The organism is Dapis purpurea BLCC-M126, from assembly GCF_050015975.1.
Classification (GTDB): Bacteria; Cyanobacteriota; Cyanobacteriia; order Cyanobacteriales; family Microcoleaceae; genus Trichodesmium.
In genome coordinates, this window is sequence record NZ_JBNHER010000058.1 from 1 (window position 1) to 13322 (window position 13322).

The 13322-nt window shown below is 32.4% G+C and carries 8 protein-coding genes; 4 read left to right on the forward strand and 4 right to left on the reverse strand.

Features of this window, described 5'->3' with window-relative positions:
• Positions 1 to 313 precede the first annotated feature (313 nt).
• Complete coding sequence (pstB, locus tag ACP6PL_RS05515) at positions 314 to 1135, forward strand: phosphate ABC transporter ATP-binding protein PstB (protein WP_426543376.1); 822 nt, start codon at positions 314 to 316, stop codon at positions 1133 to 1135.
• A 914-nt stretch (positions 1136 to 2049) separates the two neighbouring features.
• Here the strand turns inward: pstB and ACP6PL_RS05520 are convergent.
• From ACP6PL_RS05520 to ACP6PL_RS05530, 3 genes are all read right to left on the reverse strand, one after another.
• A complete protein-coding gene (locus tag ACP6PL_RS05520) occupies positions 2050 to 3489 on the reverse strand; it encodes a response regulator (RefSeq protein WP_426543378.1) in 1440 nt (479 codons plus the stop codon).
• Positions 3490 to 4985: 1496 nt separating this feature from the next.
• Positions 4986 to 7184 carry a hybrid sensor histidine kinase/response regulator gene (locus tag ACP6PL_RS05525; RefSeq protein ID WP_426543380.1) on the reverse strand — a complete coding sequence of 733 codons (2199 nt, stop codon included), beginning with the start codon at positions 7182 to 7184 and terminating at the stop codon, positions 4986 to 4988.
• Between the two features lie 1054 nt (positions 7185 to 8238).
• Positions 8239 to 8412 (reverse strand): hypothetical protein, encoded by a 174-nt coding sequence (locus ACP6PL_RS05530; protein WP_293110883.1) that lies wholly within the window; start codon positions 8410 to 8412, stop codon positions 8239 to 8241.
• A 426-nt stretch (positions 8413 to 8838) separates the two neighbouring features.
• Between ACP6PL_RS05530 and ACP6PL_RS05535 the strand changes: the two genes are divergently transcribed.
• Together ACP6PL_RS05535 and ACP6PL_RS05540 are read left to right on the forward strand one after the other, a co-directional pair.
• The gene (locus ACP6PL_RS05535; RefSeq protein ID WP_426543383.1) at positions 8839 to 9102 is read left to right on the forward strand and encodes a hypothetical protein; all 264 of its coding nucleotides are present in this window, start codon (positions 8839 to 8841) and stop codon (positions 9100 to 9102) included.
• A 688-nt stretch (positions 9103 to 9790) separates the two neighbouring features.
• A complete protein-coding gene (locus tag ACP6PL_RS05540) occupies positions 9791 to 10351 on the forward strand; it encodes a DUF2854 domain-containing protein (RefSeq protein WP_426543385.1) in 561 nt (186 codons plus the stop codon).
• Positions 10352 to 10434: 83 nt separating this feature from the next.
• Here the strand turns inward: ACP6PL_RS05540 and ACP6PL_RS05545 are convergent, their stop codons facing one another.
• Positions 10435 to 10692: a CRR7 family NDH-1 assembly protein gene (locus ACP6PL_RS05545; protein ID WP_426543387.1), complete on the reverse strand. Its 258-nt coding sequence runs from the start codon at positions 10690 to 10692 to the stop codon at positions 10435 to 10437.
• A gap of 364 nt (positions 10693 to 11056) precedes the next feature.
• Here ACP6PL_RS05545 and sir point away from each other — a divergent pair.
• A partial coding sequence (gene sir, locus ACP6PL_RS05550) for a sulfite reductase, ferredoxin dependent (RefSeq protein ID WP_426543389.1) occupies positions 11057 to 13322 on the forward strand: 2266 nt, incomplete at its 3' end.

The following is a 13322-nucleotide window of genomic DNA, read 5'->3' on the forward strand; positions in this document are numbered from 1 at the left end:
GGCTTTAAACCACAATTATTTAATTAACAATTAATAATTAATAATTCGGTAAATAAGAGATTATTCCATATCTAAAGATTTTCCCAAAAAATTCTTAACTTAACAGTATTGGATTATTTTAAGTTTCTCAGAGCAGAGAATAGAAAAGAGGACTATCTAACTACAATAGAAGAAGAATGATAGCTATTAAATCCTAAAACATTTTAGGTGATGGTTTAGATTTAAGCAAGCAGAAAACATAAAGCTGAATGCTGATATCTATAAATAGTAAATATACAAATAATTATCTGACTAAATTAGGAGGTTATATTTTATGCCGGAGTCTCAAGTAAATCTTTCTAAACAAAATTCTGCACCCGCTATTTCAGTAGAAAATGTGAGCATTTTTTACGGAGATTTTAAAGCAGTGAAAGATGTTTCATTAGAAATTCCTAAAAATCAAGTAACTGCTTTTATCGGACCTTCAGGTTGTGGTAAAAGTACATTATTACGATGTTTTAATCGCCTCAATGATTTGATTAGTATTTTCCATTTAGAAGGTCGTATTCTTTATCATAATCAAAATATTTACGACCCAGATATTGACCCTGTAGAAATTCGCCGTCGGATCGGAATGGTGTTTCAAAAACCTAATCCTTTTCCTAAGTCAATTTACGATAATATTGCTTATGGAGTAAGAATTAATGGTTTGGCTAAATCTAAAGAAGAAATGGATGAAATAGTCGAGCGATCGCTACGACAAGCTGTTCTTTGGGATGAGGTTAAGGATAAATTAGGGCAAAGTGGTTTTGCTCTGTCTGGAGGCCAACAACAACGTTTGTGTATTGCTCGTGCAGTTGCTATTAGTCCAGATGTAGTTTTAATGGATGAACCTTGTGCTTCTCTTGACCCTATTTCTACTATAAAAGTAGAGGAGTTAATTAACGAACTAAAGGAAAATTATACCATTATTATTGTGACTCATAATATGCAGCAAGCAACTAGGGTTGCTGATGTAACTGCCTTTTTTAATGCGAAAGCTGAAGAAGGTGGTAAACGCTTTGGTTATTTAGTGGAATTTGATGAAACTCATAATATTTTCCAAAACCCAAAGGAAGAAGCTACTCAACAGTATGTAAGTGGTCGTTTCGGCTAAAATTTTGTTTTTTATCATCGTTTTTTTTGGGCTTGATATTAATCAAGTCCTGTATTCTTTTTATACTATGCCTAAAAAAAGGCGTTGCTGATTGGTAATGATTTTTAGATTAAGTAAAACGTGAAAAAAGTATATTTTACGATATTACCTTCAGCTATTGACCATTACATTTCAGCAACGCCTAAAAAAAGAATGTGACAAATGGTATAGGTAATAATAAGCCTGATAAATGTTAGCTACAAATAGCTAGTCTATTTATTAGGAATCAAAATAAATGGGTTTTATACTATTTTTTAGATTTAAACTTATCTTTTTAGTTAAAGAAACATTTCCTGTAAAATATTCTACTCATTCCAATTATTTATAACATTATTTTTTCAAATTGGTATAATACTATTTCTCTATGAAGTTATAATGATAGAGGTTTTCACAAAGGTAGACTACAAAATTTCTTCCTTCTCTCCTAGATAACTAAAGCCTTCTTCCTTTAAACTCAAATCTCTGTACTCTATATTAATGAAAACTGCTATAATATAATATACGAATAGTACAAATTAAAATGTTGCTTGAATTTGTTTCTAGGTAGAGTGGAGAGGCATAAATATCTCAATATTTTGGTTAGTTTTACAGAGTATTTTACTCTAAGTATCTATCCATAAATTTAGTATAATTAGGTATAAAAAAATTGTCTTATTCCGCTTACTCGCCAAATATTTTTAATCTCTTTCCCTGGTGAATCCTGACTTCTGACTGCTGAATACTTAGGCAATCTATAATATTTAGTTTATTTTCCGACTAGATTACAAATAATCTTTAGAATTAGAAAACTCTCTATTTCCATAATTTTCTATACTATATATAATATACTATTTTTACTTTTTTATTTTAGTATCTGAATTATATAAATTTACTGACTATTTTTCTATCTGAAATAAACCAAGTTTATCTTGGCAACGTTCAACATATAAACTAGCAACATGATCGGTATAGTTTTGCCTTTTCACTTCTTGAAAATATGCTAAAGCTGCGGCAAATTTACCTATCTGCCAACCCTTAATTCCTTTATTAAATATTGATAGAGTTGTAATTTTTTCCGGTTCAATAATATTATTTTTAGTACCTAGTAACTCATAAATATTGACCGCCTTCTGCTTTCCACGCAGAGTCACTTGATCAATCCACCTGTAATAAATTTTGTCACAATAATTAGGCTGATTATCCTGATTATTTTGAATCTGGTTACCAAAATTTTCTTGGCTATTAAGACTATTATGTTTAGTTTCTATCCGTTTTCCTGTTTGATAGTTATTTTGACATCTTTCTATTTCAGAAATGACTTGCTCACTCACAATAATTGAGCATCCATAAGTCTTAGTTAAACTTTCTAAACGTGATGCAGTATTAACCACATCTCCAATAACTGTAGAATCCATTCTTTTTTCAGAACCCAAAGTACCAATAACACCAATACCTGTATGAATACCAATACCAATTTTTAGAGGTTCTTTCAGATTATATTTATGATAATCAACATTAAAATCTTGCAAACTTTCCTGCATCATTACAGCAGCTTTTAACGCATTAAAACTATGACATTCATATTTATCAAATACTGCCATAATTGCATCACCTAGGAATTTATCTATAAATCCTTGATTAGACGAAATACAAACACTCATTCGCTGAAAAAAAGAATTTAACCACTTAAAAGTATCTCGTGCGTTTTGTAATTCAGCTATTGCTGTAAATCCTCTAATATCACAAAATAAAACTGTTAATTCCTCTTCTACAACATCACCAAGCTGAATCGAGTCTACTCCTTGGGGTGCTATTCTGGATAAAAATTGGTCTGGTACAAACAATCGAAATTTCTCTGATAAAAGCTGATTAATTCGTAATGCAGCTGATAGTTGTAAATTACTTTTTTCATCTGTTTGTTGACTATTTTCAAATTGCGTAGCTTGAGAACGTATTTGATTTAGCTGCAAAATATTAGCTACCTTTGCTATAAGTAAACGAGTATTAAATGGTTTCGTAATATAGTCATCCCCCATCAATTCTAAACCTTTCAATTTAGATTTTTCATCATCTAAGGCTGTTAAAAAAATTATGGGAATTGTTTTTAATTGTGGATTCTGACGTAAGGATTGACAAACTTCAAATCCATCAAATTCAGGCATCATTACATCTAGCAATATCAAATCAGGCGGAGATTGACTAGCAAATTTTAGTGCTTCTTTGCCATTGTTTGCTGATATAGTGGTGTAGCCTTCTAATGCTAATAGTTCTTCTAATAGAATTAGATTATTTGGCTCATCATCAACCACTAGAATACATGGCTGCTTCTTAGACATATCATTTAGTAAAATTTATTAACTTTGACTAACTCAATTTTTTAGGTTTTGAGAGTAATTTGATAATCTTATGATAGTAGATACTAAAAGTTTAATTAGAACTTTGAATCAAGTCTCAAGACTTAATTAACAAAATTTTTAAAAGTAATTAGAAGGCAATTATTTATTTATATCTTTGCCAGTAGCATAGTTGAAAGATTCAAAATAACTTGGATAACTTTAACTCTTATGATGAAACTTTTCACTCAACTTAAACCTGAAAAATCTTCTTGCCTTGTGCCTGCTATTTCTAGAAACCAGAAACTTTTTCAGCAGACCATAATTAAGTTATAGCTTCAGGGTTTCACCTAAGAGAAAAGTATTCACTGTATTAGCTTTACCTGTGTTTAGCAATCTTAACTTTTGCTTTACTTGCTATATTGCCAAATAAATTCTCGAGATACCCCTAACCAAAAATGAATACTTCTAAGAGTTTTATACCTCCGTGCAAAATTATTCCGTGACTATATGTTTCCTCTTTTTAGTTTAGCCTTTAATTCTAAAATAGATATAGCAACTCTAAATGATTTGTCAAAAATTCCACAGTATCTCATAAATATAATTGTTCATTTGAACATCCTGCTCAGGGTATGGTTTGATTCGATAATGCTTAAAAAACTGGCTAGTCAATTCGATGTTTCTACTTGATAACAAAGTTGATGTTCCTCTCCTGACCACTTCCTAATATCATGGCCGTGACTTGGAAAACTTAGTGCTCCTAGCACTTATAGCGGTTTTCACAAAGGTAGACTACAAAAATTCTTCCTTCTCTCCTAGATAACTAAAGCCTTCTCTCCTAGATAACTAAAGCCTTCTTCCTTTAAACCCAAATCTCTGTACTCTATATTAATGAAAATTGCTATAATAGGTGCATAGTTAATATTCCGAATTACTCGAGATTATCTAATATTTAGTCAGTTCACTTAATATTCAAACTTACATTTCACACTTCAAAATGTAGCATAAAAAATCATTAGTCACAGGAAAATCATAGTAGTCAATAGAAGTAAATAATCAAGTATTTATGATTAATATTGTTCTGATAATTTGACAAATTATAAAAGTCAATGAGAATGATTGATATAGTATAAATACTTGGTCAGTTACCGTTTTATATACTACTTTTAATGTTATGATTTGACCTGCGGAATTTGAGTTCAAAAAATGGTAATAAATATTATATATGTTTACTATTTTTGAGAAATTTACCACTTTATGATATAGTAAATATTTCGTATCCCAGACTAAGTTCTCTAGAAACAATTATTTTTGATTCTTAAAACTAATCATTTTCAGGAGAATGAGACTTAAATATTTTGACTAATTAATGACTTTAATTAGAAAAATAACAGAGATACTTTATATTTGTTATTTAACAGATAATTTTTATATCAACCCCAATCAAAAATCTAAATACTGAGAAAAAAATTAGCTCAGTAAAATCTTCTTTGCTTTGACTAATTACTCAGCAAAGACTTTATAAGATCAATCATCTGCTCAATATTTAAAGGCTTACTAAGATAAGCCGATGCACCAGCATTCAAGCATTTTTCTTGATCGCCCGACATTGCCATAGCAGTCACAGCAATAACTGGTACAGAATGCCATATAGAATGAGCCTTAATTTTCTTAATTAATTCTAACCCATCAACCTCTGGCAACTGAATATCCATCAAAATTAAATTAGGTAAACTTGGAGAAGTAACCAAAGGAGAATTAATCGTATCAAGCATAGTTTTACCATTACTAATTAACTCAACTTCATAGCCCTCTATCTCCAATACTTGAGAAATTAAAAGTTGGTTATAAGGTTGATCTTCAACAATCAAAATCCTAGCAGATTTTTCAGATTCTAATCTTTTATCAGTACCACCCTCTGAAGATACCTTATAACCCTCTTCTGATGCCGAGCTAACTGTTAATTCTTCTCGCATTTCTGTTAATGGTAACCAAACACGGAAAGTGCTACCCTTACTAACTTGAGAATCTAAAGAAATAGTTCCACCATGTAATTCAGCCAATCTTTTTGTCAAAGCTAGACCTAAACCCGTACCTTCATGTCTTCTAGATAAAGAAGAGTCAATCTGTTGAAAAGGGCTAAATAATATTTCCCACCTATCTTCAGGAATACCAATTCCAGAATCTTTTACCTCTAAACATAAATAAGGTGTACTAGAATTAATTGGAGAACAATCAGGTCGATAATTACCTTGAACTTGACTACCATAAGCTAAATATCCACTCAGTTTAACTTGCCCCCCTTCAGGCGTAAACTTAATAGCATTAGAAAGTAAATTAATAATTATTTGCCTAACCCGACGCTGATCCAGATAAACTGTAGATATACGATAATCCAATTCTAGGGATAAAGCCAATCTTTTTTTATCAGCTCGTGGCTGAATCATTCTCAAACAATCTGTACAAACTTCGTGAATATTAATTAGCTCTAAACTTAGCTCTGTTTTCCCAGACTCAATCTTAGATAAATCCAAAATATCATTAATCAGTTGTAATAGATGTTGACCGCTTTTTTGAATGAGTCGAACTTGATTAACTTGGCGATCGCTTAACGGCTCAGATATTTGTCGTTGCAGTAAATCAGAAAACCCTAAAATACTATTCAGTGGAGTTCTCAATTCATGGGACATAGAAGCCAAAAACTCTGATTTTAACTGAGAAGAACGCTCTAATTCTTCATTAATTTGACGTAGACGTTCTTGAGACTGTGCCCTTTCTATAGCCACACCTAAAGTACGACAAGCTGCAAATAACATATCCTTTTGAGCAGCTTCTTGTAGTTTTTGCAGATTACGAGATTCTAGGGTTAAAACACCAATAATTGTCCCATCTGTAGCTGGAATTGGGAAAATTCCTAGTTGGCCAATGCCTGGATGGCGAAATCCTGGTATAGAATTAGGTTGATTAGCATAATCTTCAACATACATAGGTTTGCCACTCTCTACTACTTGCCACAAAATTCCTTGACCATAAGGAATACCTTGTTTCAACAAACCTTCCATTTCAGCTACTGCTATTTCACCGTAAGTAGCAATAAATTGAGAACTAATTTCATTAGAAATTGGCCCTGCTTGACGATTTTTTCCTTCCCCATTGATAACTTTGACATCCCCAAAAGCAGCATTCATTACCTCTACGAGATAATTGAGGGCAAATTGGGCTATTTCTCTTAAGCTGTCTGAGTATTGCAGTCGTTCGTTGAGACCTAGAAGAAATCTTAATCTTCTTAATTCAGCATTGAGACTAGCTTGAGACTTTTGATATATACTGACATCCCGAAAGGTTAATAGATGACCACCATCTGATGTGAGGGTACAGTCTACTTTCAGGGAAATACCGTTAGATTGTTCAATATATAGTAATTGACTTTCTGTTTCTATTTTGAGCAAACAGTTTTGTAGTTGTTGATATTGTTCGGTTGACCAATAACCTTGAGCAACTATTTCCGCAAAGATGACATCGCTATGGGGTTTTTGAGCTAACCACTCTGGTAATAATCCCCAAATTTCTGGCAGTTTCTGATTAAATAGAATTAAGTGATTAGAATTATCGAACAGAGCAATACCATTATCTATTTGGTTAAGGATAAGTTCTTGCTCTTCCTTCCACCTTTGTAAATCAATTTCAAAATCATCCATTTTTTATCTGTATATTTTTATATTTTTGTCACTGCTAATTTATTAGAAATAGGACTTACGCAAAGAAAACCCGTTTCTACAATAAATCCTTGGTTTGAACAATAGACATCTAAGAAAAAATCAGGTTTGGCGGTTTCGTGTAGGTAAGTTTTCTATAAAGATAAATTAAGCTTATTTACAAAACTTTACATTTATTTATATTTATTAACAGTGATAGTAGTTAGATTATTTTGTGATCCTAACCACACCAAAGATATTTTATTGGAAACCTTTCGTTGGAGGCTCCCCTGTTTTAACTACTATTCTTTATACAGTTTCACGAAAATCAAAAGTCAGTACGGTTGATTTCCTGTGGAATGCTCCGCAAACACAAATCGCCCGTACAAAAGTCATGCATTAATTTGAGGAAATTATTTCACCTATGTAGTTGGAAACTATTTGTGAAATCTTTAAAAAGACGTTGCAAATTTAGCCATAAATTGCCTTAAAGGATTGATATAAATGAATTTGATAATTTACAATTTGATACAAAAATTACAAAATTTACTACGTTATACTGATAAATTACTGTCAGTAAAAGTTTACAGCTAGGGCAATTTCATTATTGATTTTGAATGGATGAATTATATTAAAATGATGCAATCGGAGTAATATAAAATCATAAATTTATTAACTACAAAGTTTAATCATTAATTTACTCCATTTTTTTAGATACTATTTGTAAAATCAACTATTAAAGCTTGAATAAAGCCAGAGATGAAAATACTATTTCTTGATAGAGTACCAGTATTCATACTCTTAAACTTATTAGGCGATCAATATTTATGTTTTAGCCTATTCTCTATTCCCTATCTCCTTTCCTATATTTGCTTGACAAACAATCTGTTACACTTAAAAATCAACATAACTACTCTATGTTTTTAACTTTATTGTAGATCAAGCTATAGTAATTCTCACCCTTGGTGAGAAACAGATTTTTGGTTTTAGGGAATAGAGAATTAGGGAAGAGAAAAAAATACTTTACCTCATAAAAATGAGAACCAGTAGATATTTTTTATGAATCTGGAAAAGTTCGCTTTAATTCATCAATCAAATCATCAATCTCTTCTAGTGCTTGATTAACATCGATTCTGAGTGTACCTAAATCAGGCTTTTCTAGAAGTTTTACTAAAGATTCCCGCTTATTTTCAATAGTAGCTAATCTTGCTTTGATTGTCTGTGAGTCCATTGTAAATTCCTGATATACTCTAGTTAATACAGTATTTTAGTTTAACTCATTGATATCCTCATCTTGATTAATGGCAAATGTTTTAACAGGAGATGCCAAAAACTTCAAACTAAAACTCAGGGCACGGCGGTAATTTTATATCACTTTTATCCCTATCATTAGGAACAACCAGGCACTGTTAAAAGGATTATAGACTGTTATTTTTTCAAACTTCGACTTACTTGAAGATTTATCATCCTAATATTGCAAGTAAACAAAGCTAATTTTCAGATGATAAATATATATTCATTATAAAAAACTTGATACAAACTGTTCCTATCTCGTTAATGAAATTTTAATGTGAGTCTCCTAATCAAAAATCATATTTTTACATCTCTAACAATCAACAGTCTCTGGTTCTTGAAAAAAATATTCTATATATTATAAATGTCTAAGTTAGACCCAGATCAGGAAGCTACAAGTGTTAGTAAAGACATATTAAAGCGAATTACATCTCTGAAAAAAGAAAATGAAAGATTGTATAATATTTTAGCAATAGATGTTTGGGCATTAGCGAAGACTATGGATGAATTTCAGCCTGGATTTTGGGCAGCTTTCATGAAAAATCGAGATAAAGCTTTAAAAAAATTTATGGCTGATACAATTAAAAATAAGCAAAAAGATGATACTACTCCACCTTTCCTGCGTTAATTTAACTTCAAAAACTTACACATTTATGAAAAATATATAGCAGTACGAAATTGTTGGTTAAAAAATCTAAAATAGATACAAATTTTGAACCTGTTACCGAATAATTAAGGTTTAAAGCCTCTCCTTTAAAGGAGAAATAAGAAAAAATTTTCCTTTGATTCAATCCTCTTCCTAAAAGGAAGAGGTAATTATCAATTATCCATTATCAATTATCAATTATTGAAACCCTTTATCCTGCTTCCTAATGCTACAGGTATTGTCTGGCATCCCACCTATTAGGGGATTGCTGATAGATCGCTTTGCAGATAATTAGATTCAGGAGATATTGATTATACAATTACAACATATACTTGATAAATTATTAATAATTAATAATTATTAATTATTAATTATTAATTAAATAATTCAGGTTTAAAGCCTCCTCTTTCAAGAGGAAAAAAAGAAATAATATTTCCTTATATTCAATCCTCTCGGTTTTAACCAGAGGTAATTATCAATTATCCATTATCCATTATCAATTAATGAATGACTTTACTTAGAAAAAAATTAGATGAAAAGAAAAAAAAAGTTGACCTAAAATCATGGTGAAGGTAAGATATTTGTGTAAACTACTAACTTGTAATTAGCTCATAGCTAATACAAAAAGTTAAGTATCAAAACTTTGAAATTATATTCACATATTAATAATATGCTACGCCAAATTTCATTAGCGACAGTCGGATTGGTTCTAGGTGGAATTATTTCTGTAATTGGAACAGCAGCTTACTTTACTAATAATCCCACACTTAACTTAGCAGGATTCTTTTACGGAATTCCCCTACTTCTGGGAGGACTTGCTCTTAAAGCTTCTGAACTTGAACCAGCACCTTTTACTCAACCAACTACTGAAGAAATCATAACTCTAAGGGAAAAACAGGCTACTCCTGTGCAAAATCAACTACGTCAAGATGTGACTCGCTATAGGTATGGCCAAAAAGTTCATTTAGAAGAATCTCTTGCTCGCTTAGGTTTAAGTCCGACAAATGAGGAGAGACCAACACTCCAAGGATTAAGAGAAATAGCTATCAATGGTTGTTATACCTTAGTGCTAGAATTTGATTCTTCATTAATTAGCTTAGACACTTGGCAGGCAAAACAGGATAAATTATCAAGTTTTTTTGGGCCAAATTTACAGGCAGAAGTAAGTCAACCTACAGAGGGAAAGATTGATGTCGCTCTAATCACTACTCCAGAAGTAGAAAAAACATAATTTTTAATCTGAAGTCTTCTGGGATTGAAGATTTAACAAATAATGTTTTTTCCTGACTAGAAAAAAATTGAGGAGTTTTCAACCTACTTTTCCAGACGCACTACATACCATTGGATAAATTGGCCAGGACTAAATTCATACTCACAATAGGTATCTTTTAGTTTCTGAGCTTGAGCATCTAGGGAAGATAATTTTTGTAAATCTCTAGGTAAATTAGATTTTTGTTGAGATATAATAACTCGCAATTTTTCTAGTAGTTCTATACCCGTCAGAAATTGCTCAGGTTGATTTGGCTCTAACACTACATAGTTTTCTTCTTGGTACATTAGTGAATTAGGCATTTTTAGAAATAAAATTTGTTAACAAGTATGATTAATCATTGATATTATAAAATCAAGTAAAATCAACCACTGTATATAGTTGGTTTTAATACTTAAAAAACAAGTAAATCTACAAATTAGTAGAGGTTGACAAGAAAAGGATGTATGAGAGTATAATATAAAATCAATGAAATATTGCTAGAGTAATGGTAAATTATTGTGAATGCTAAAGTAAATAAATTAGCAAAAACAAAATAGAGCAAATTATCAAGAAATAAAATCAAAGAAAAATTAAGTTTCTATCTAACTTGTAGCTCCAAAGCAATATTCAAAGATTAACTCTACTAACTAACTGATAAAATAGTAGCAATTTGCACTTTTAGCCATGATAACCCCATCTCAAATTTCAACACCTAAAGAGGAAAAACCTTCTAAGCTAGAAGGCATAAAAGAAAATAGTAATTTCTTGCGGGAACCTCTGGCAACTCAACTTCTGGAAGATACAAATCATTTCACTGAAGAAGCTGTTCAAATACTCAAATTCCACGGTTCTTATCAACAACATAATAGAGATAATATAGTTAAAGGGCAAGAGAAAGATTATCAAATGATGCTTCGCACCCGCAACCCGGGTGGGTTTATTCCGCCACAACTTTTTCTCACCTTAAATAGTTTGTCTCATGATTATGGAAACGGAACACTTCGTGTGACAACTAGACAAGGTTTTCAGTTGCATGGAATATTAAAGAAAAATCTCAAAACAGTCATATCATCCATTATAAAAAGTATGGGTTCGACACTAGGTGCTTGTGGAGATTTGAATAGAAATGTCATGTCTCCACCAGCTCCCTATAAAAATCGTCCTGAGTACGAATATGCTAAAGACTATGCTAATAAAATAGCAGATTTATTAGCACCACAAACAGGAGCATATTATGAGATTTGGCTAGATGGAGAAAAAGTAATTAGTGCAGAAGAAGCTCCTGAAGTAAAAGCGGCTAGACAACTGAATATTAACGACACAATATTCCCAAATAGTGAAGAACCAATTTATGGTACTCACTATATGCCGAGAAAATTTAAGTGTGCTGTGACAGTTCCTGGAGATAATTCCATAGACCTATATACTCAGGATGTTAGTCTGGTTGTGATTACCAATGAAGCAGGAGAATTAGAAGGATTTAATGTTCTAGCAGGTGGTGGTCTAGGTCGCACTCATAGAAAAGAAGATACTTTCCCTTGTTTAGCCCAAGAAATAGGATATGTGACCAAAGAAGATATATTTGATTTGGTCAAGGCTATAGTAGCTACTCAAAGAGATTATGGCGATCGTAGTAAGCGTCGCCATGCTAGAATGAAATATTTACTCCATGACTGGGGAATAGAAAAATTTAAGGCCAAGTTGGTAGAATATTTTGGTAAATCCATTGCTCCCTTCAGACCTCTACCAGAATGGAAATATTTGGACTTCCTAGGATGGCACGAACAAGGAGATGGGAAGCTATTTTTAGGAATTTCAGTAGAAAATGGTCGTGTAAAAGATGAAGATTCATTTCAGCTAAAAACAGCTTTGCGAAAAATAGTTCAGTTGTTTAAGCTACCGATGCTGTTAACAGCTAATCACAATATAATTCTGTATGAAATTGAACCACGGCAGCAACAAGCAATAGAACAAATCTTCACTCAGCATGGCATTAGCAAAGAAAAAGATATTGACCCTTTAGTGCGCTACAGTATGGCCTGTCCGGCATTTCCGACTTGTGGACTAGCAATGACAGAATCAGAAAGGGCATTGCCTGGCATACTGGGACAAATTAGGTTATTGTTGGACAAGGTGGGGCTAGGACAGGAACATCCTGTAATTAGAATGACAGGATGTCCCAATGGGTGTGCTAGACCCTACATGGCGGAATTAGGATTTGTCGGTAGTGCTCCTGATGCTTATCAGATTTGGTTAGGGGGTTCACCCAACCAAACACGACTGGCAAAACCTTATATCGACAAACTGCATATCAATAATCTGGAAGCTGAGTTGGAGCGAATATTTATCTATTTCAAGCAACAACGTCAACCAGATGAGAGTTTCGGTGATTTCTGTAATCGTGTCGGTATTGAAGCCATCCGTCAGTTTGTAACCAACTATCAATCTAGTTTCTCGATGAATACAGATATTAACAATTCCGGTTTTACTTCAATCAATTCTGAAAATAATATTCCAGTAGTTACAGATGGTAATGAGACAACTTCAGAAACTCAACCTCAAGAAGAAGCGGTAAGTACAAGTCTGGAAAATAATCAGGAAATGACTCCTATTAATCCTCCGGTAACTTCACCCGCTAATGTTGATAATAGTACATTGGTAACTCCATCAACTACTGTGAGTCAAACGACAACAACGACTCCACTAACAACTACTGAAATTCAACCTCTAAACACTCCTCAAACTCAAAAAACTCCTGTTTTTACTAGTGACGATAATACAACAACACCAGCACCTGCAACTTTGGGTCAACCAGTAAGTCAACCTGTAGCACCTACACAACCTGCGACTTTGGGTCAACCAGTAAGTCAACCTGTAGCACCTACACAACCTGCGACTTTGGGTCAACCAGTAAGTCAACCTGTAGCACCTACACAACCTGCGACTTTGG

Excerpts from the sequence above, each read along its gene's own strand:
- pstB (WP_426543376.1), top strand. The coding sequence starts at position 314 with ATGCCGGAGTCTCAAGTAAATCTTTCTAAACAAAATTCTGCACCCGCT.
- ACP6PL_RS05520 (WP_426543378.1), bottom strand. The coding sequence starts at position 3,489 with ATGTCTAAGAAGCAGCCATGTATTCTAGTGGTTGATGATGAGCCAAAT.
- ACP6PL_RS05525 (WP_426543380.1), bottom strand. The coding sequence starts at position 7,184 with ATGGATGATTTTGAAATTGATTTACAAAGGTGGAAGGAAGAGCAAGAA.
- ACP6PL_RS05530 (WP_293110883.1), bottom strand. The coding sequence starts at position 8,412 with ATGGACTCACAGACAATCAAAGCAAGATTAGCTACTATTGAAAATAAG.
- ACP6PL_RS05535 (WP_426543383.1), top strand. The coding sequence starts at position 8,839 with ATGTCTAAGTTAGACCCAGATCAGGAAGCTACAAGTGTTAGTAAAGAC.
- ACP6PL_RS05540 (WP_426543385.1), top strand. The coding sequence starts at position 9,791 with ATGCTACGCCAAATTTCATTAGCGACAGTCGGATTGGTTCTAGGTGGA.
- ACP6PL_RS05545 (WP_426543387.1), bottom strand. The coding sequence starts at position 10,692 with ATGCCTAATTCACTAATGTACCAAGAAGAAAACTATGTAGTGTTAGAG.